Here is a 19148-nt window from a genome sequence, read left to right as displayed (position 1 = left end):
CCCTCTTCCTCACCAGTTGCGAAACCGGGCCGGCGGCGCATAAAGCCCGCCCGACCAGTGCACGAGATCCTTGATCGACCGCGCGGCGAGCCAGCGGCGGTCGGCGTCGAGCGGATCGATGCCGAGATCCTCCGGGCGGCGGATCACGCCGCGCTCGCGCAGCCGCTCCACCATCTTCCGGTCGCGGCCGCGGCCGACGTCCGTATAGCCGGCCACGCCGCGGATCGCGTGCTCGCGTTCGTCCTTGTCGCGGCACATCAGCAGGTTCGCGATGCCCTCCTCGGTGACGATGTGCGTGACGTCGTCGCCGTAGACCATGATCGGCGCGAGGTCGAGCTGCAGCTTGTCCGCGAGCTTCAGCGCATCGAGCTTCTCGACGAACATCGGCACGTTCTTGTCGCCGAACGTCTCGCCGATCTGCACGACCAGCTTGCGCCCGCGCCGCAGCGCCGCCGGCGTGTCGGGATCGGCCTCCGCGCCCGCCTTCAACCACGGTTCGCTCGGATGGCGCCGGCCGCGCGCGTCGCTGCCCATGTTCGGCGCGCCGCCGAAACCGGCGATCCGCTCGGCGGTGACCGTCGACGAATGGCCGGACAGGTCGATCTGCAGCGTCGAGCCGATGAACATGTCGCACGCATAGAGCCCGGCCGTCTGGCAGAACGCGCGGTTCGAGCGCAGCGACCCGTCGGGGCCCGTGAACCATACGTCGGAGCGCGCGCGGATGTAGTCGTCCATCCCGACTTCGGAGCCGAAGCAGTGGATCTGCTCGACCCAGCCCGATTCGATCGCGGGAATCAGCGTCGGATGCGGATTGAGCGCCCAGTGCGTGCAGACCTTGCCCTTCAGCCCGAGCTTCGCGCCGTAGGTGGGTAGCAGGAGCTCGATCGCGGCCGTGTTGAAGCCGATCCCGTGGTTCAGGCGCTTGATCCCATACGGCTCGTAGATGCCCTTGATCGCGAGCATCGCGGTGAGGATCTGCGTCTCGGTGATCGCGGCCGGATCGCGCGTGAACAGCGGCTCGACGTAGAACGGCCGGCCGGCCTCGACGACGAAATGCACGCGATCGCCCGGGATGTCGACGCGCGGCACCTTGTCGACGATGCGGTCGACCTGCGCGATCACGATGCCGTCCTTGAACGCGGTGGCTTCGACGACGGTCGGCGTGTCCTCGGTGTTCGGGCCCGTGTACAGGTTGCCGTCGGCGTCGGCGCTCACGGCCGCGATCAGCGCGACCTGCGGCGTGAGGTCGATGAAGTAGCGGGCGAACAGTTCGAGATAGGTATGCACCGCGCCGAGCGCGATCTTGCCGCCGAACAGCAGCTTCGCGATGCGCTGCGACTGCGGGCCCGAATACGCGAAGTCGAGACGCGTCGCGATGCCGCGCTCGAACACGTCGAGGTGCTCGGGCAGCACGACGCCCGACTGCACCATGTGCAGGTCGTGGAGCTTCGCGCTGTCGACGTCGGCGAGCGCGGTGGCGAGCAGATCGGCCTGCTTCTGGTTGTCGCCTTCGAGGCACACGCGGTCGCCTGGCCGCAGCACCGCTTCGAGCAACGCGACGGTGTCGCGCGCGTCGACCCGCTTGCCCTGCGCGTACGCCGCGCCGGCCGCGACGCGTGCATCGCGCGCCTGCCGCGCGTGATTCCATCCGGTCATGAACAGTTCTCCGCTTCGAGGGTTCAGCGGCATTCTAAGCCTGGCGCCGCTGCCGATTGATGATGTTGCAGAATGCGACTCAGAGGACGCCGCGATGGATGCGGCCCGCGCGCGGGCCGCATCCATCGCCCTACGCGCCGACCAGCGCGCGCGTCGTGAAGAACAGCAGCGACGGCCCGAGCAGGCAGCCGACGCCGGTATGGAACGTCGCGACCAGCGCGCCGTACGGCACGAGCCGGCGGTCGGTCGCGGCAAGGCCCGCGCTCACGCCGCTGACGGTGCCCGCGAGCCCGCCGAAGATCATCGCCGAGCGCGGCGTCTTCAGTCCCATGAAGTTGGCCGCGACCGGCGTGCCGACCATCACGATGATCGCCTTCACGAGCCCCGTCGCGATGCTGAGCGCGATCACGTCGGAGCTCGCACCGATCGCCGCGCCCGTGACGGGCCCGACGATGTAGGTGACGGCGCCCGCCCCGATCGTCGTCATGCTGACCGCATCGGTATAGCCGAACGCGCGCGCGACGCACGCGCCGACGATGAACGGCAGCACGGTGCCGAGCAGCAGCGACACGACGCCGACGAGCCCGGCCTTGCGCGCCTCGGTCGGCTGCACTTCGAACGCGGTCGCGACGATCGCGAAATCGCGCAGCATCGCGCCGCCCATCAGGCCGATGCCGGCGAACAGCTTGACGTCGGCCAGCCCCTTCTCGCCACCGGTGAACGCGCCGCCGACGTAGGCGAGCACGAGGCCGATCACGATCGCGATCGCCGAGCCGTGCACGCGGCCGAACGTGAGCTTGCGCGACGCGATCGAAGACAGCCACATGATCAGGCCGACCAACGCGAACGACGCGACGAGCCCGTTGTGGGCGACGGTTTTTTCGAGCATCTGCAGCATGGCGGCCTCCGTTATTGTTCTTCGAATTGCGGCACGCCCGCGAAGGCCGTGTCGTCGCGGCCCGTGCGCGCGAGTACCGCGATGCAGCATGCGCAGATCGCGACCGCGCCGACCGCGGCCAGCAGCGCGACCGGCCCGCCCTTCAGCGCGGCGACGACGTTCTGGTTCGCGGCCATCGCGACGACGACCGGGATGTACATCGCGCCCCAGAAACCGACGCCCGCCTCGGTCTCCTTCGGCAGCCAGCCTCGCCGGTGCAGCCACAGGCGCAGGCAGATCAGCAGCAGCATCGCGATGCCGACGCCGCCGACGTTGGTTTTCACGCCGATCGCGCTGCCGAGCAGGTCGCCGAGGAACAGTCCGGCCAGGTGGCAGAACGCCAGCAGCGCGGTTCCGTAGATGATCATGAGTCGTCTCCAGTCTCTTCGTGACGGGCGCCTGACGCGTGCGGGAGCCAGGCCCGCACGCCGATCCCGGGGCGGACTGTCTGTCTCCTGCGGCGGGGCGCCGCGGCCCGGCGGCTCGTCGTGCGAGCGCGTTCTCGGGGGTCGATGGGATGATGCGGGTTCGGGCCGGACGCCGGATGGCTTAGACTGATTGGTGCAGCCGGCGGCGCGACACGGGCTACGCGTCCGATGCCCCTCGTTCGCGGAGGCCGCACTGGCGCGTGATCCGATACTAGCGCCGCAAAATCCGGCCATTTATGAAGTTGTCGAAACCGATTCAGTGGATTTAGCAATGCGTCCGTTACCGCCCGAATTGCTGCGCAGCTTCGTCGCCGTCGCCCAGTCCGGCAGCTTCACCGCCGCGTCCGAGCGCGTGAACCTGTCGCAGTCGACTGTCAGCCAGCATATCCGCCGGCTCGAGGAGCTGCTCGACCGGCCGCTGTTCGAGCGCGACACGCGCAACGTGCACCTGTCGCAGCACGGCGACGCGCTGTTCCGCTACGCAGTGCGCATCCTCGAACTGATGGACGAGGCCGTCACGTCGGTCTGCGGGCCGCCGCTGTCGGGCAAGGTGCGGCTCGCAATGTCGGAGGATTTCGCGTCGGCGCACCTGACGGCCGCGCTCGCGAGCTTCGTGCAGCGCAACCCGGACGTCGAGCTCGCGATCTCGACCGGGCTGTCGGGCGACCTGTTCGACGCGCTCGACGAGGGCCGGCACGATCTCGTGTTCGCGAAGCGCATCGCCGGCAGCCGGCGCGGCCGCGTGATCCGCAGCGAACCGCTGTACTGGTGCACCGGCCCCGATTCGCGGATCACCGGCCACGAGGCCGTGCTGCCGCTCGCGATGCATCCGGAGCCGAGCGTGTCGCGCCGCCGCGTGCTCGAATCGCTCGAGGCCGTCGGGCGGCCGTACCGGATCGCCGTCGTGAGCAGCAGCATCGCGGTGCTGCGGGCGGCCGCGAGCGCGGGGCTCGGCGTCAGCGCGTTCGCCGGCTACGTGATCCCGGCCGGGCTCGCGCGGCTCGATGCGGGGCTGCCGGAACTCGGCGAACTCGAATACGTGATCGATCGCCCGGCGGCCGCGTCGCGCTCGACGCTCGCGCTCGAAGCCACGCTGATCACGGCGGCGGCCGAGTTGTAACGGCACGGCGGGCACCGCACGCGGGCGCGGTCGCATCCAGCGGCACCTGACAGCTTTGCCCGGAACGCGTCATCGTCCGCGCAGCACCCGCTCGCGACAATGGGCCCCATCCGAACGCACCGCGCATCGCCGCGCGAGTCCGGCACCCCGTCCCCTTGATCGGAGCCCGCCATGAAGAACGTCCTGCGATTCGCCGTCGCGACCACTGCAGCCGCCTTGCTGTCCCCCGCCTTTGCCCAGACCGACGCGTCGGCCCCCGCACAACAAGGCCTGACACGCGCGGAAGTCATCGACCAGCTCAAGCAGGCCTATCTCGACGGCGAACTGCCGACCAACGACGGCAACTACCCGCCGAACGCCGCGACCCGTGCGCGCAACCGCGAACTCGTGCAGGCCGTGAGCCCCACGTGGCTGGCTCACACGCCGCCCGCCAGCCAGGCGATGTCGCAGCAATGACCGGCGCCGCCACTGCGCTGGCGCGACCGGATGAGGATCAGGGCAGGAAGCTGCGGCGCCGCGCGTCGATCAGCTCGACGAGCAACCGGTCGCGCTCCGCCGCCAGTTCCTGCATCGAGCGCTCGCCCTGGATCGTGCGCAGCTCGTCGGTCAGCTTGCGATCGACTTCCGGATCGAACGACGGCGTGCCGAGGTCGTCCCACCAGCTCGTGATCGGCCCCGACAGGTGTTCGAGGAAATGCGCGATCCCGCCCGCGCCGCCGCCAAGGTGATAGGTCAGACACTGCCCCATTAGTCCCCAGCGCAGGCCGGGGCCCCACGCGACGGCCTTGTCCGCATCGGCGACGCTCACGACGCCTTCGCCGACGAGGTGATACACCTCGCGGAACAGCGCGGCCGCGAGCCGGTTGGCGACGTGGCCGGTCATCTCCTTGTTCAGCACGATCGTCTGCTTGCCGAGCGCATCGTAGAACTGCTTCACGCGCGCGATCACGTCCTGGCCGGTCGCGTCGCCGCCGACCAGCTCGACGAGCGGAATCAGGTGCGGCGGATTGAACGGATGCGCAATCAGGCAGCGCTCCGGATGCTTCGCGCACGCGGTCTGGATCTCGGACATCTTCAGGCCCGACGAGCTCGATGCGATCGGCACGTGCGCGGGCAGCACGTCGTCCATCTGGCGGTAAAGCGCGCGCTTCAGGTCGAGCCGCTCGGGGCCGTTCTCCTGCACGAAGTCGACGCCGTCCAGCGCGCGCACGAGATCGGCGTCGAACGACAGCCGCGCGGAAGGTTCGGCGGCCCGCTCGCCGAGGAAGGCGGCGAGCGCGTCGCGCAGCCGCGCGTCGGCTTGCGGCGCCGGGTCGGTCGCGACGACGTCGAAGCCTTGCGTCAGGTAGAAAGCGGCCCAGCTCGCGCCGATCACGCCGGCGCCGACGATCGCGATACGTCGAATGTCCATGGTTGTCCCGTGTGGTTGGTCTGCGGATATGTCGCGGCGATTGTCGCATCGAATCCCCTGCGCACGCGTCGACGCCGATTGCAAATTCCCTCTTGAAATGCGCGGCGGCGGCCACTAATTAAGCGTCGTCGGGCAGTGCCGCATGCAACGCACCGCCCCCGTTATCGACCCCGTGGAGCCACCCGTCGCGCCCGCCGCAGGCGTCGCGCCGTCACGTCTCCCGCGTTCCCTGTTCAGGAGGACCAACATGAGCGGTATCCATCACGGCTACGACTTGTTCGACGAATTCGCCCGCGTGCAGCGGCAGATGGCGAGCCTGCTCGGCGAACGGCCGTCCGGCATCCGTGCGGGGCGCGCCGGCGCGTTTCCCGCGCTCAACGTCGGCGCCACCGACGATGCGATCGAGATCGTCGCGTTCGCACCCGGCATGGCCGCGGCCGACTTCGACGTGTCGATCGACAAGGACCTGCTGACGATCAGCGGCGAGCGCAAACCGGCGCCGCGCACCGAAGGCGACGACGTGCGCACGTATGCGCAGGAGCGCTTTCACGGCGCGTTCCGCCGCGTGGTCGAACTGCCGCGCGACGCGGCCCCCGAGCAGGTCAGCGCCCGCTACGAGAACGGCTGCCTGCTGATTCGCGTCGGTCGGCGCGAAGCATCGAAGCCGCGTGCGATCACCATTCAGTAATCTTCAGGATACCGACATGAACACGAACCCGACCCTGGCCGAACGCCACCCGAGCACCGTTCACGCTGCCGCCGCCGAAGCCGCGCGCCGGCCCGCGATCACCCCGTCCGTCGACATCGTCGAGGACGCGCGCGGCGTCACGCTGCGGGCCGACCTGCCCGGCGTGCCGCGCGAGAACCTCGACGTGAAGGTGCACGACACGACGCTGACGATCGAAGCCGCGACGCAACTCGACACGCCGGCCGACCTGCGCGTGCGACACGCGGAAGTGCGCGCGACGCGCTATGCACGGTCGTTCGTGCTGAGCGCCGATCTCGACACGTCGCGGATCGACGCGAACCTGCGCGACGGCGTGCTGACGCTGACGATCCCGCGCCGCGAGGAAACGCGCCCGCGCCGCATCGACGTGACGGCCGGCAATGCGTAAGGGTCGACGCGTGTGCTGACGCGACGCGCATGAAAATGCCCCGCTCCGGCGTGATGCCGGGCGGGGCTTTTTTGCATCGGGCCGTGCGCGCTCAAACGCACGGACTTCAGATTCAATCGAAATCGAACAGGTCGAACACCGACTTCTTGCGGCGCCGGCCGTCGTGCCGGTATCGATCGTCGTGCGAGCGGCCGTCGCGGCCCCAGCCGTCGTCGCGCTCGCGCGACGCGTGCGCGTCGTGCTGCGCCGGCGCGGCATCGCGGCGAGCCGGCGCGTCGCCGGTCTCGCGTGCGATCAGCTTGTCGAGCTCGCCGCGATCGAGCCACACGCCGCGGCAGGTCGGACAGTAGTCGATCTCGATCGACTGGCGCTCGGCCATCAGCAGGTCGGGCGTCTTGCAGACAGGACATTTCATCGCGTTTCTCCTTTCCGTGCGAATTTCATCCGGATTCCGTACGAGGCGCGCGAACCGGCCGCCGCGGCGGCCGGCATCCCGCGCGCCGGCTCAGTCGCGCGCCACGTGCGCCGCACGCTTCGCCTTCGCGCGCCGCGCCAGCATGTTCATGCCCTCGACGAACGCCGAGAACGCCATCGCCGCATAGATGTACCCCTTCGGCACGTGCGAACCGAACCCTTCGGCGATCAGCGTCATGCCGATCACGACCAGGAACGACAGCGCGAGCATCACGATCGTCGGGTTGCGGTCGATGAAACGCGCGAGCGGCTGCGCGGCGAACAGCATCACGCTCACGGCGACGATCACGGCGACGAACATGATCGGAACGTGCTCGGTCATGCCGATCGCGGTCACGATGCTGTCGATCGAGAACACGATGTCGAGCATCACGATCTGGCCGATCGCGGCCCACATCGTCAGGCCGGCCGCGCCGGCGGCGCCGCCCGCGCCGTCACCGTCGTGCGACACGTGGTGATGGATCTCGGTGGTCGCCTTCCACACGAGGAACAGGCCGCCCGACAGCAGGATCATGTCGCGCCACGAAAACGCATGATCGAACAGCGTGAACACGGGTTCGGTCAGGCTCGCGATCCACGCGACGCTACCGAGCAGCGCGAGGCGCATCACCAGCGCGAGCGCGATGCCGAGGCGCTGCGTGCGGGCGCGCTGCGCTTCGGGCAGCTTGTTGCTGAGGATGGAGATGAAGATCAGGTTGTCGATGCCGAGCACGACTTCCATCACGACGAGCGTCAGGAGCGCGGCCCAGACGGCGGGGTCGGTGGCAAGCGTCAGCAGGTAGTCCATGGGATGGGCCGATACGAAAGTGGAAAGCCCGATGATATGCCGCCCCGTACTTCGGAAAAATCAGCGAGAATCTGACTTTGAGTTCGGTTTTTTCGATATATCGCGCGCCGATGCTGAATTTTCGCCATCTGTACTATTTCTGGGTCGTCGTGAAGGAAGGCGGCTTCGCGCGCGCGGCCGGCCGGCTGGACATGGCCGTGCAGACGATCAGCGCGCAGGTGCGCGAGCTGGAGAAAGCGCTCGGCCACCAGTTGCTGCGCCCGGCCGGGCGCGGCGTCGCGATGACCGACGCCGGGCAGGCCGCCTTTGCGCGCGCGGAAATCATCTTCGAGATGGGCCGGCTGATCCCCGACGACGTGCGCGCGGCGGCCAGCCAGCCGACCGTGCGGCTCGCGGTCGGCCTCGCGGACGGCATCTCCAAGCTCGCCGCGCACGCAATCCTGGCCCCGGTGCTCGACACGCCCACGCTGCGGCTGCTGTGCCACGAAGGCGAGCACGACGCGCTGCTCGCGGAACTCGCGCTGCATCACCTGGATCTCGTGCTGGCCGGGCAAGGCGCGCCATCGGGGTCGAACCTGCGCGTGACGAGCGAGCGGCTCGTCGCGTCGCCGGTCGACTGGTACGGGCCCGCGGCGCTCGTCACGCCGGCCGCGCGGCAGCGCTATCCGCACTGCCTGGCCGAGCTGCCGGTGCTGCTGCCGACTGCGCATTCGGCATTGCGCGCGCGTCTCGACCTGTGGCTGGAAAGCGCGCGGATCGTGCCGCGCGTGGCCGGCGAGTTCGAGGACAGCGCGCTGATGGCCGTGTTCGCGGCGCGCGGCCTCGGCGTGTTTCCGCTGAGCGAACTCGGCGCGAACGATGCGTCGCTGCTGCGCGGGCTCAGGCGGCTCGGGCGCGCGGGCGACGTGACCGAGGAGATCCACGCGATCCGCTCCCGGCGCGGCGAACATCATCCGCTGACGGCGCAATTGCTGGCCGCGGCGCGCGGCGCGCCGGCCGACTGAAGCGAGCGCGACACCAAACGAAACTATAATGTCGCCCCGGCCATACGAGATGTGCGCCGCATCAATCCGGGCACTCCCCTTGCGCCGCCTCTCGCCGAGCCTTCTGAAAGACGCCATGCACAACCGATTTCGCCTGTTTTCCGTTTCGTGCGCGCTCGCGGCCGCGGCCGTGCTGGCGGCATGCTCGTCGCCGCCCAAGCCGATCTACCAGCAGGAACAGTTCGACGCGACCAGCAGCCCGTATGCGCATACGTTCCACTCGAAATCCGACGCGGCCTGCGAGGCCGCCCGGCGCGCGCTGCTGAGCCAGGGCTACGTGGTGTCGTCGTCGCGCAACGACGCGGTCGACGGCAGCAAGAATTTCCAGCCGAGCAACGACATGCACGTCGTGATCGAGTTTCACGTCGTGTGCGCGGACGCGACGGCGGACGGCGCGTCGAGCATCGCGTACGTGAACGCGGTGCAGGACCGCTATACGCTGAAGAAATCGAATACGTCGGCCAGCGTGGGCTTGAGCGTGTTCGGCTCGCTGTCGCTGCCGATCGGGTCGAGCGACGACGCGCTCGTCAAGACCGCGAGCGAGACGATTCCCGCCGGCGTGTTCTATGAACGCTTCTTCACGCTCGTCGACCATTTCCTGAAGATCGACCCGGCGCGCCGCGACCGCGCGACCGTGAAGGCCGCGGAGAAGGAGCCCGTCGCGCCGCTGCCCGAGCCCGCGCCGACGCCGCAGGGCGAACCGATGAAGATGACGACGCCGGTCGTGCCGACGCCGCCCGCGGCGCCGGTGCCGCTGTCGGCGACGGGTGTCGCGCCGGGGTCGGGCGCGAATGCCGTGCCGGCCGCGGCATCGGCCATCGCGGCGCCGGCTGCGATGCGCGCCGCGGCGCCGACGGCGGCGTCCGGGCCGGTGCCGGCCTCGGGGGCGGCACCCGCGGCCGCTTCTGCGCCTGCGCCTGCGCCGGCTTCGGCTGCCGGCCCGGCGCCTGCATCGACCCCGGCTCCCGCTCCCGCTTCGTCTGCTGCACCAGCTTCGGCGCCTAAGCCGGTTTCCGGTCCGGCAACCGCGCCGGCACCTTCGTCGACCTCCGGTTCGACGGCCGCGCCGGTTTCCCCGCCCCTGGCTCTGTCGGAGCCGGCAACAGCCGCGGCCACCGCTACGCCGTCGTCGTCCTCGGCCGCGCCTTCGTCAGCGGCATCCACGCCCGCATCGGCATCGGCGCCGTCAAGCGCATCGCCTGCGCCGGCTACCGCCAACCCCGTCGCATCGTCCACGCCGTCCGGCGCGAGCGCACCCATCGCGAATTGATCGCGCTCCCGTATCGTCGCGCCCGGCCGCATGCGGCGCGGCGCGACGACACGCCCCCCTTCCGCAACGTTCCTGAAGTCGTTTCCGCCCATCCGGCCGTGCGTCGACCGCGCATGGTCGCGCGGGATTGACGGTAAGGCAACGTCGACGCGTGGCGGTTCGCCATGCACGCGCCAGACCCGCCGTCACCGCGCGCGACAATCGCAAGCAATCCGCCGTCTCGCGAGTGCGCTGCTCACCCGCGCACTCGCCTACCGCAACGTCGCGCGCAGCGTCTGCAGATCCTCGGCGGTCGTGGCCACCCCGCCGCAGACGATCACGGCGATGTCCGCGGCCGACGCGAGCACCCGCACCGGCCGCTCCAGCGCGGCCAGCGCCGCGCCGCACGCGGGCTCGACGACGATCCTGTGTTCGTCGAGAAACCGCAGCGACGCCGCCACCGCGTCGGCGTCGGACACGACGACCGGATGGATCGCGTGGCGTGTCGCCCATTCGACCGCCGCGTCGCACGGCCGCTTCGCGCCGAGCGTCGTCGCGATGCTCGAGATGGCCGCCAGTTCGACCGGACGCCCCTGCGCGACCGAGCGCGCATAGCAGTCGGCGCCTTCCGTCTCGGCCGCGACGACCGGCACGTCGTGCCAGCCGTTGCGCGCCAGCCCTTCCAGCACGCCGCACAGCAGACCGCCGCCGCCCACAGCAAGCACGACCGCGTCGGGCTTCGGGCCGGCCGCCGCCATCTCGTCGATCATCGTCGCGTGGCCCTGCCACAGCACGCGATCGTCGAACGGATGCACGAACGCGTCGTGCGCGTCGAGCGCCGACTGCGCGAACGCGTTCGCCTCGGCCCAGCTCGCGCCGTGCACGACGAGTTCCGCGCCTTCGACGCGGATCAACTCGCGCGCCCGCGCCGACGTGCTTTCCGGCACGACGACGCGCACCGGCACGCCGAGCTCGCGGCCGCAGTACGCGACCGCGATGCCCGCGTTGCCGCCCGACGACGACACGAATCGCCGTGCGCCGGCGGCGTGCCGCGCCTCGCAGACGGCGCCGATGCCGCGCAGCTTGAACGAACCCGACGGCTGCAGCGCCTCGAGCTTCAGCCGGATGGTCGTGCCGAGCCGGCGGGATGCGATCGGCGAGCGGATATAAGGAGTCGGGATATGAAGCGGCATGGGACGGAACGCAATGAGGACGGAGGAAACGCACACGACGCGCAACGACGCGCATTCGGCAATGACGGTCATCGTACGGCAGGCCTGCCATGCTTTCCAATACCATCGAATGGCGTTTGCTATGCTTCACAGGCATATCCACACATCAGACCCCACACCGCATGCGCCAGATCGAACTGCGTCACCTGCGCTACTTCGTCGCCGTCGCCCAGGCCGGCAGCGTGATGGCCGGCGCCCGTGCGGCCGGCATCGTCCAACCCGCGCTGTCGCGACAGATCCGCGAACTCGAGGACGCGATCGGCACGCCGCTGCTGATTCGTCGCGCGACGGGCGTCACGCTCACGGCGGCCGGCACGAGCTTCCTGCACGATGCGACCGGCCTGCTCGCGATGCTGCAGGACAGCCGCGAGCGCGCGCTGCGCAGCGCGGCCGGCCAGCTCGGCGAACTGCGGCTCGGCGCGCTGCCGAACTGCCTGCCGCTGCCGGTCGTCGCGAACGTCCTCAAGGCGTTTCGCGATGCGTGCCCGGACGTGAAACTGTCGATCGCGCCGATGCTGTCGGCCGAACAGGCGAGCGCGCTGATGCGCGGCCAGCTCGACGCCGGGATCATGGCGTGGCGTCGCGAGGAAGCGCCGCACCTGACGGGCGTGCGGCTGCTGAGCGACCGCTTCGTGCTCGCGATGCCCGCGCCGCCGGGCGGCCGCTTCGTCGCGCCGCGCACGCTGGCCGACGTCGCGAACGAGCCGTTCGTCTGGTTCGATGCGCAGCGCTCCGCCGCGCACCACCGGTTCCTGATGACGCAGTGCGAGCAGGCCGGCTTCACGCCGCGCATCGCGCAGGTCGGCAGCGACATCCCGACGCTGATCGGCCTCGTCGCGGCCGGCATGGGCTGCGCGTTCGTGCCGGAAAGCGCGTCGCCGACCTGCCCGCGCACGGTCCGGCTCGTCGCGCTCGACGCGCTCGCGAGCCGCTTCGACATCGAGTTCGTGTTCGACGGCGCGGCGGCAGCCCCGTCGCCCGTCGTGGCGCGGTTTCTCGCGGCGGTCCGCGACGCGGCCGGCGAACCGGGCTGAACGTACGCCGGATGCCTCGCCGCGCGATCGGGCGATGCAACTTGCAGCGCCGGCCGCTGGACGGAATCGCCCTCCGCGATCTCGCCGCTTTCGCCGTTTTCGCTGTTTTTGAGCACTGAACGACGCCGCCGTGCCACCGAAAAATCTTTCAGAACGCCGACGGACGGCGTCACGACGCCGCTATTTTCAAATTGACACCCAAAACGGCCGTTTAACGCCGATTCGAATCGTCCTGGCCCGAAATATACTGCCCGCGCATCCAATTCCTCGTGCCAAAGAGAGGATGCGTTTCCGCCCCGGCCACGGACCCCCTGTGGTCGGGGCTTTTTTCCTGTTGCGCGTCGAGTCACGCCCCACACACGCCGCATTATTGACATGAAATCAAGATAATTTCGTCCGGATGCGGCTTTTTCCGCAAAAGTAATGCAGGCACACTTCGGGCTGTCCTCAATGGCTTCGTGCCGTTGTCCCCCGCTTACAGGAGCCCGCCGCGTGAACCCCACGACTTCCTCTCCGTCCCGTCCGGGCGGCAGCGCCGCGCTGCCGCTGCTGGCGCTCGCCGCCGGCGCGTTCGGCATCGGCACCACCGAGTTCTCGCCGATGGGCCTGCTGCCCGTGATCGCCGACGGCGTGCACGTGTCGATTCCGCAAGCCGGCATGCTGATCAGCGCGTATGCGATCGGCGTGATGGTCGGCGCGCCGCTGATGACGCTGCTGCTCGCGCGCTGGTCGCGCCGCTCCGCGCTGATCGCGCTGATGTCGATCTTCACGATCGGCAACCTGCTGTCGGCCGCCGCACCGGACTACACGACGCTGCTGCTCGCCCGCCTCGTGACGAGCCTCAACCACGGCGCGTTCTTCGGGCTCGGCTCGGTGGTCGCGGCGAGCCTCGTGCCGCGCGACAAGCAGGCCAGCGCGGTCGCGACGATGTTCATGGGGCTGACGATCGCGAACGTCGGCGGCGTGCCGGCCGCGACCTGGCTCGGCCAGATGATCGGCTGGCGCATGTCGTTCGCGGCGACCGCGGGCCTCGGCCTGGTCGCGATCGCCGGCCTGTTCGCCGCGCTGCCGAAGGGCGAAGCCGGCAAGATGCCGGACCTGCGCGCCGAACTCTCCGTGCTCACGCGCCCGGTCGTGCTCGGCGCGCTCGCGACGACGGTGCTCGGCGCCGGCGCGATGTTCACGCTCTATACGTACGTCGCGCCAACGCTCGCCCACCTGACGGGCGCCACGCCCGGCTTCGTGACCGCGATGCTCGTGCTGATCGGCGTCGGCTTCTCGATCGGCAACATCGCGGGCGGGCGCCTCGCCGACCGCTCGCTCGACGGCACGCTGATCGGCTTCCTGTTGCTGCTGATCGCGACGATGGCCGCGTTCCCGCTGCTCGCCGCGACCCACGCGGGCGCCGCCGTCACGCTGCTGGTCTGGGGGATCGCGACGTTCGCGGTCGTGCCGCCGCTGCAGATGCGCGTGATGCGCGCGGCCCATGAAGCGCCGGGCCTCGCGTCGGCCGTCAACATCGGCGCGTTCAACCTCGGCAACGCGTTCGGCGCCGCCGCCGGCGGTGCGGCGATCTCGGCCGGGTTCGGCTACGCGGCGGTGCCGCTCGTCGGCGCGCTGATCGCCGCCGCCGGGCTCGCCCTCGTCATGCTGCAGGTCACGCAGCGCCGCCGCTCGCCGGCCACCGCGAATTCGTAAGCGCGGGGAAGCCCGGACTACCGGGAACCGTCCGCACGCATTTTTACGGCCGCGCCATGCGGCCGTTGTCGTTTCCGGCGCGCGGTCCGGTTCCGACGGCCCGATCAGCGTCCCGCGGCGAACCTGCCGAAGAACGCGCGCGCGTTCGCCTCGAGACTCTCGAGGTGATAGCCGCCTTCCTGCACGATCACCGTCGGCAACCCGAGCGCGCCGATCGCGCGGCCGAGCCGGCCGAACCCGTCGGTCGTGACCGCGACCTGCGATTGCGGATCGTCCTTGTAGATGTCGAAGCCGAGCGCGAGCACGAGCGCATCGGGCTGGAACCGCGCGAGCGCGCGCAGCGCGTCGTCGAGCCGCGCGAAGAACGTCGACTCCGGCGCGCCGTGCGGCATCGGCAGGTTGAGGTTGAAGCCGTCGCCGGCGCCCGCGCCCGTCTCTTCCTCGTAGCCCGCGACGACCGGGTAGAAGTTGGTCGGGTCGCCGTGAATCGATACGTACAGCACATCGTCGCGGCCGTAGAAAATCTCCTGCACGCCCTGCCCGTGATGCATGTCGGTATCGAGGATCGCGACGCGGCGATGGCGGCCGAGCAGCGCCTGCGCGGCGATCGCCGCGTTGTTCAGGTAGCAGAAGCCGCCCGCCGCGTCGCGGCGCGCATGATGGCCGGGCGGCCGGCACAGCGCGTAGGCTTCGCGTGCGCCGTCGTTGACGTCGGCCGCCGCGGCCAGCGCGCCCTGCGCGGACCAGTACGCCGCGCGCCACGTGTTCGCGCCGACCGGGCAACTGCCGTCGGCGAGATAGCGCGCGGCTTTCGCGAGCACGCCGCGCAACGGGTTCGGATCGCGCACGAACACGTTCGACATCACTTCGTCGCCCCAGTCGTCGGGCATCTGCTTCCAGTCGCGGTGCGCATCCTCGAGAAAGCGCAGGTAGTTCATGTCGTGCACGGCCGCGATCGGCGCGGTGCCGCGGTCGGTCGGCTCGCGCACGTCGAAGTCGAGCGACCGGACGGCCGCGACGAGCCGCGCCGCGCGCTCGGGCACTTCCTGCGGTTCGCGCATCTGGCCGCGCGACAGGTAGCTGCGCGGATGGTGCAGCAGTTGTTCGGGATGGAAATAGGTTTTCATCGTCGTCCTCGTCGATTAGCCGGATCAGGCGCCGTGCGCGGCGGCAGCCGCGTCGATGCGCGCCGCGATGCCCGCGCGCGCGAGCACCGCATGGAGCAGCACGTTCGCGCCGCGCGTCACGTCGTCGGGCAACGCATCCTCGGCTTCGTTGTGCGACAGGCCGTCGACGCACGGAATGAACACCATCGCGGTCGGGAAACGACGCGCGAGCAGGATCGCATCGTGGCCGGCGCCGCTCACGATCCGCTCGTGCGTGTAGCCGAACGCAGCCGCGGCCTGCGCCACCAGCCCCACGCAATCGCGATCGAACGGCGTCGCCGGGCTGCGCCAGCAGGTGTCGATCGCCACTTGCACGCCGCGCGCGGCGGCGATGCGGGCGCACGCCTCGCGCAGGTCGCGCTCCATCGCATCGACTTCGGCATCGTCGTGATGACGCAGGTCGACCGTGAACGTCAGCTCGCCGGCAATCGTGTTGCGCGATGCGTGGCGGATGCCGACCTGCCCGATCGTCGCGAGCCCGCGCGGTGCATAAGCGGCGACGATCCGTTCGAGTTCGAGCGCGATCTGCGCACTCGCGAAATACGCGTCCTTGCGATACGGCATCGGCGTCGTGCCGGCGTGCGCAGCCACGCCCGTCACCGTCACGTCGAGCCAGCGGATCGCCTGCCCGCCCGTGACGATGCCGATCGTCGTGCCGTTCGCCTCGAGCACGGGCCCTTGTTCGATATGCGCCTCGAAATACGCGTCGACCGCACCGCCCGTTGCGCGCGTGCCGCGATAGCCGCATGCGTCGAGCGCCGCACCGAGCGTGACGCCGTCGGCGTCCCGCTTCGCGAGCGCGTCGTCGAGCGGCAGCGCGCCGGTGAACACGGCCGACCCGAGCATCGCCGGCGCGAAGCGCGCGCCTTCCTCGTTGGTCCACGACACGATCTCGAGCGGCTTGTCGGTCGCGATGCCCGCGTCGTTCAGCGTGCGCACGAGTTCGAGCGCGGCGAGCACGCCGTAGACGCCGTCGAAGCGGCCGCCTTCGGGCTGCGTGTCGAGATGGCTGCCGATCAGCACGGGAGCCGCCTGCGCATCGGCGCCGTCGCGACGCGCGAACAGGTTGCCGACCGCATCGACGCTCACCGTCAGCCCCGCGTCGCGGCACCATTGCGCGAACAGGTCGCGCCCGCGCCGGTCGTCATCGGTGAGCGCGACACGCCGCACGCCGCCGCGCGGCGTCGCGCCGACGCGCGCCATGTCGGCCAGGCTCTGCCACAGGCGGGCGCCGTCGATTTCCAGCAGGTCGTTCATTGGGATTCCGGATCGATTCGTTCGTTGAGGTTCAATGCGAGCCGAGCGCTTCGGCGGCGGCCGGCTGCGCGGCGCGGCGCGCGTCGAGCGCGACGATGCAGAGCAGCGAGATGCCGGCGAGACACGTGTAGAACACCGCGAGCGGCCACCACTGGCCCGTGAAGCGATGCGCGAGCCACGTGCCGACGAGCGGCGTCAGGCCGCCCGCGATCGCGCCGCAAATCTGGTAAGCGAGCGAGATCGCCGAATAGCGCACGTGGGCGGGAAACACGTCGCTGACGAAGCCCGCGATCACCGAATAGAAGCCGGCCATGCAGACGACGGCGAGCGCGATGCCGGCGATCAGCGACGCCGACGTGCCACCCTGCACGAGCATGAACATCGGATACGGCGACAGCATCGCGAGCAGCGCCGCGAGCTTCAGGAAGCGTGCGCCGCCGATGCGCTCGGCGATCCACGCGGCGAGCGGCTGCGCGAAGAACTGGATGATCGCGACCGCGAACAGGCTGTCGAGGATCAGCGAGCGCGACACGCCGACGTACTGCGTCGTGTACGCAATCATGAACGTGTTCGTGAAATAGACGCCCGCGATGCCGATCGTGTTCGCGCCGATGCAGAGCAGCACGAGCCCCGACGCGGAACGGAACACTTCCGCGACCGGCAGCTTCACCGTGCGGTTCGCTTCCTTGACCCGCGCGAACTCCGGCGACTCGTTCACGCCGAGCCGGATCAGGATGCCGACCACGAGCAGCACCGAACTCGCGAGAAACGGCAGGCGCCAGCCCCACGCGAGGAAGTCGGCCTTGTCCATCGACGTGACCGCGCGGAATGCGATCAGCGACAGGATCAGCCCGGCCGGGCTGCCGAGCTGCGCGAACGATGCGAAAAACGTGCGGCGCCCCTGCGGCGCATGCTCGCCCGCCATCAGCACCGCGCCACCCCATTCGCCGCCGACCGCGATCCCCTGCACGACCCGCAGCGCGACGAGCAGCACCGGCGCGAGGACGCCGACCTTCGAATAGGCGGGCAGCAGCCCGACGCAGACGGTCGCGACGCCCATCATCATCAACGTCGTCATCAGCGCCTTCTTTCGGCCGATGCGGTCGCCGAGATGGCCGAAGATCACGCCGCCGAGCGGACGCGCGAAGAAGCCGACCGCGAACGTCGCGAACGACGCCATCGTGCTGACGAACGGGTCGTGCGACGGGAAATAGAGTTCGCCGAACACGAGCGCGGCCGCGGTCGCGTAGATGTAGAAGTCGTACCACTCGATCATCGTGCCGATGAACGCGGCCGTCGCGGCGCGTGCCGGCTGGCGGGCGGAAGGAAGGGACTGAGTCATGCGGGCTCCTGACGCGCGCCGCGGCGGAGCGGCACGCACTATCGTGAGGACGGCCGTCTGTCGCGGCCTCGCGCCGCACGCTGCGGCGCCCCCCTTTATCGGTGGCCGCAAATCATTAGTCAAATTTCAAGTTATTATTCTCTATATAAATTCAACTAATGCCTGCCCGTCGCCCGCCCGGAGACCCGATGCGCCCCGACCTCGCCCCGTTCCTCAACGATCGCCTCGACTGGAACCTGCTGCGCACCTATCTGGCGATCATGCAGGAGCGCAGCGTGAGCCGCGCGGCCGCGCGCCTGCACGTCACGCAGCCGGCCGTGAGCCAGGCGCTGCGGCGGCTCGAGGAGACGCTCGAGCGCCGGCTGATCGAGCGGCGCGGCGCGCACTTCGCGCCGACGCCGGCCGGCGAAGCCGTGTACCGGATCGCGAGCGACATCTACGGCGGCATCTCGCGCCTCGAAACCGAAATCGACGACAGCACCGCCGACCTGACCGGCTCGATCCGGCTGCTGACGGTGAGCCGCATCGAATCGCCCGTCTACGACGAATTCCTCGCGGATTTCCATCGCGCGTATCCGCGTATCGATCTGCAGATCGAAGTGATGCGTTCGTCGGACATCCTGTCGTCGCTGCTGCAGAAGACGGCCACGGCCGGGCTCGGCCTGTGCCGCACGCCGCACGACAAGCTGGAGATGCGCTGCTTCCTGCGCCAGCGCTATGCGATCTACTGCGGCCGCCATCACCGGCTGTTCGGGCAGACGCAATTGCGGATGGACGATCTGCTCGCGGAGAATTTCGTGTCGTTCACGAGCGACCAGATCGGCGACAGCCTGTCGCCGCTCACCGTGTTTCGCGACCAGAAGGGCTTCACGGGGCGCATCGTCGCGTCGTCGCCGAGCCTCGACGAAGTGCGGCGGCTGATCTTCGCGGGCTATGGCATCGGCTGCCTGCCCGAGCACATCGTACGTGACGACATCGCGCAGCAACGGCTGTGGCGGTTGCCGCCCGACGACGGGCTCGTCGATGTCGACGTGTTCCTGCTGTGGCATCGCGACCGCAAGATGAATGCGGCGGAGCATGCGTTTCTCGACGCGATGGAGCGCTGCATGCAGCGCTACTCGCTCGCGGAGCGGCTGGGGAAATGATGACGCGGGTGCGCCCGATGCACGCGCCGGGCGCACGCGGCCCGGCGCATTGCG

Annotated in this window: 19 protein-coding genes; 9 read left to right on the top strand and 10 right to left on the bottom strand. The window is 69.8% G+C overall.

Going from position 1 to position 19148, the window contains the following annotated elements; translation table 11 throughout:
• Window positions 1-9 precede the first annotated feature (9 nt).
• The 3 genes from mdcA to madL form a co-directional block, all read right to left on the bottom strand.
• The gene (gene mdcA / locus GJG85_RS06255) at window positions 10-1656 is read right to left on the bottom strand and encodes a malonate decarboxylase subunit alpha (protein WP_050015171.1); all 1647 of its coding nucleotides are present in this window, start codon (window positions 1654-1656) and stop codon (window positions 10-12) included.
• Window positions 1657-1786: 130 nt separating this feature from the next.
• The gene (gene madM, locus GJG85_RS06250) at window positions 1787-2554 is read right to left on the bottom strand and encodes a malonate transporter subunit MadM (RefSeq protein ID WP_027808885.1); all 768 of its coding nucleotides are present in this window, start codon (window positions 2552-2554) and stop codon (window positions 1787-1789) included.
• 11 nt (window positions 2555-2565) lie between these two features.
• Window positions 2566-2961 carry a malonate transporter subunit MadL gene (gene madL / locus GJG85_RS06245; RefSeq protein ID WP_006485307.1) on the bottom strand — a complete coding sequence of 132 codons (396 nt, stop codon included), beginning with the start codon at window positions 2959-2961 and terminating at the stop codon, window positions 2566-2568.
• A 331-nt stretch (window positions 2962-3292) separates the two neighbouring features.
• Between madL and GJG85_RS06240 the strand changes: the two genes are divergently transcribed.
• Complete coding sequence (locus tag GJG85_RS06240) at window positions 3293-4141, top strand: LysR substrate-binding domain-containing protein (RefSeq protein ID WP_012328224.1); 849 nt, start codon at window positions 3293-3295, stop codon at window positions 4139-4141.
• A gap of 171 nt (window positions 4142-4312) precedes the next feature.
• Complete coding sequence (locus GJG85_RS06235) at window positions 4313-4597, top strand: DUF4148 domain-containing protein (RefSeq protein WP_050015169.1); 285 nt, start codon at window positions 4313-4315, stop codon at window positions 4595-4597.
• 37 nt (window positions 4598-4634) lie between these two features.
• On the opposite strand, the gene GJG85_RS06230 is transcribed toward GJG85_RS06235, so the two are convergent.
• Window positions 4635-5552: a 3-hydroxyacyl-CoA dehydrogenase NAD-binding domain-containing protein gene (locus tag GJG85_RS06230; RefSeq protein ID WP_050015168.1), complete on the bottom strand. Its 918-nt coding sequence runs from the start codon at window positions 5550-5552 to the stop codon at window positions 4635-4637.
• Window positions 5553-5799: 247 nt separating this feature from the next.
• Here GJG85_RS06230 and GJG85_RS06225 point away from each other — a divergent pair, with 247 nt between their 5' ends.
• Window positions 5800-6240: an Hsp20/alpha crystallin family protein gene (locus GJG85_RS06225; RefSeq protein ID WP_050015166.1), complete on the top strand. Its 441-nt coding sequence runs from the start codon at window positions 5800-5802 to the stop codon at window positions 6238-6240.
• A 16-nt stretch (window positions 6241-6256) separates the two neighbouring features.
• Window positions 6257-6667 carry an Hsp20/alpha crystallin family protein gene (locus GJG85_RS06220; protein ID WP_089488313.1) on the top strand — a complete coding sequence of 137 codons (411 nt, stop codon included), beginning with the start codon at window positions 6257-6259 and terminating at the stop codon, window positions 6665-6667.
• A gap of 112 nt (window positions 6668-6779) precedes the next feature.
• Here the strand turns inward: GJG85_RS06220 and GJG85_RS06215 are convergent, their stop codons facing one another.
• Both GJG85_RS06215 and GJG85_RS06210 read right to left on the bottom strand, forming a co-directional pair.
• Window positions 6780-7082: a zf-TFIIB domain-containing protein gene (locus GJG85_RS06215; protein ID WP_089488312.1), complete on the bottom strand. Its 303-nt coding sequence runs from the start codon at window positions 7080-7082 to the stop codon at window positions 6780-6782.
• 90 nt (window positions 7083-7172) lie between these two features.
• Window positions 7173-7928 (bottom strand): TerC family protein, encoded by a 756-nt coding sequence (locus GJG85_RS06210; protein ID WP_089488311.1) that lies wholly within the window; start codon window positions 7926-7928, stop codon window positions 7173-7175.
• Window positions 7929-8038: 110 nt separating this feature from the next.
• On the opposite strand from GJG85_RS06210, the gene GJG85_RS06205 reads away from it, so the two are divergent.
• Together GJG85_RS06205 and GJG85_RS06200 are read left to right on the top strand one after the other, a co-directional pair.
• Window positions 8039-8932: a LysR family transcriptional regulator gene (locus GJG85_RS06205; RefSeq protein ID WP_089488310.1), complete on the top strand. Its 894-nt coding sequence runs from the start codon at window positions 8039-8041 to the stop codon at window positions 8930-8932.
• 115 nt (window positions 8933-9047) lie between these two features.
• A complete protein-coding gene (locus tag GJG85_RS06200; RefSeq protein WP_089488629.1) occupies window positions 9048-10241 on the top strand; it encodes a DUF2242 domain-containing protein in 1194 nt (397 codons plus the stop codon).
• A 251-nt stretch (window positions 10242-10492) separates the two neighbouring features.
• On the opposite strand, the gene GJG85_RS06195 is transcribed toward GJG85_RS06200, so the two are convergent.
• Window positions 10493-11413, bottom strand: a complete 921-nt coding sequence (locus GJG85_RS06195) for a pyridoxal-phosphate dependent enzyme (RefSeq protein WP_089488628.1) — start codon at window positions 11411-11413, stop codon at window positions 10493-10495.
• 161 nt (window positions 11414-11574) lie between these two features.
• On the opposite strand from GJG85_RS06195, the gene GJG85_RS06190 reads away from it, so the two are divergent.
• Together GJG85_RS06190 and GJG85_RS06185 are read left to right on the top strand one after the other, a co-directional pair.
• A complete protein-coding gene (locus GJG85_RS06190) occupies window positions 11575-12486 on the top strand; it encodes a LysR family transcriptional regulator (RefSeq protein ID WP_050015155.1) in 912 nt (303 codons plus the stop codon).
• 492 nt (window positions 12487-12978) lie between these two features.
• The gene (locus GJG85_RS06185) at window positions 12979-14184 is read left to right on the top strand and encodes an MFS transporter (RefSeq protein ID WP_089488309.1); all 1206 of its coding nucleotides are present in this window, start codon (window positions 12979-12981) and stop codon (window positions 14182-14184) included.
• A 104-nt stretch (window positions 14185-14288) separates the two neighbouring features.
• On the opposite strand, the gene GJG85_RS06180 is transcribed toward GJG85_RS06185, so the two are convergent.
• Genes GJG85_RS06180 through GJG85_RS06170 form a run of 3 tightly spaced genes read right to left on the bottom strand, consistent with a single transcriptional unit; the run spans window position 14289 to window position 17949 of the window.
• On the bottom strand, window positions 14289-15311 hold the full coding sequence (locus GJG85_RS06180) for a histone deacetylase family protein (protein ID WP_050015152.1): 1023 nt from the start codon (window positions 15309-15311) through the stop codon (window positions 14289-14291).
• 24 nt (window positions 15312-15335) lie between these two features.
• The gene (locus tag GJG85_RS06175; RefSeq protein WP_050015150.1) at window positions 15336-16607 is read right to left on the bottom strand and encodes a Zn-dependent hydrolase; all 1272 of its coding nucleotides are present in this window, start codon (window positions 16605-16607) and stop codon (window positions 15336-15338) included.
• 31 nt (window positions 16608-16638) lie between these two features.
• A complete protein-coding gene (locus GJG85_RS06170) occupies window positions 16639-17949 on the bottom strand; it encodes an MFS transporter (protein ID WP_050015149.1) in 1311 nt (436 codons plus the stop codon).
• A 188-nt stretch (window positions 17950-18137) separates the two neighbouring features.
• Between GJG85_RS06170 and GJG85_RS06165 the strand changes: the two genes are divergently transcribed.
• The gene (locus GJG85_RS06165) at window positions 18138-19094 is read left to right on the top strand and encodes a LysR family transcriptional regulator (protein ID WP_204383766.1); all 957 of its coding nucleotides are present in this window, start codon (window positions 18138-18140) and stop codon (window positions 19092-19094) included.
• Window positions 19095-19148: the final 54 nt, after the last annotated feature.

Source organism: Burkholderia sp. MS389, from assembly GCF_016899425.1.
In the GTDB taxonomy this organism is placed as follows: Bacteria; Pseudomonadota; Gammaproteobacteria; order Burkholderiales; family Burkholderiaceae; genus Burkholderia; species Burkholderia sola.
Note: the sequence above shows the minus strand (reverse complement) of the source record. Positions and strands in the feature narration are given on the sequence as shown.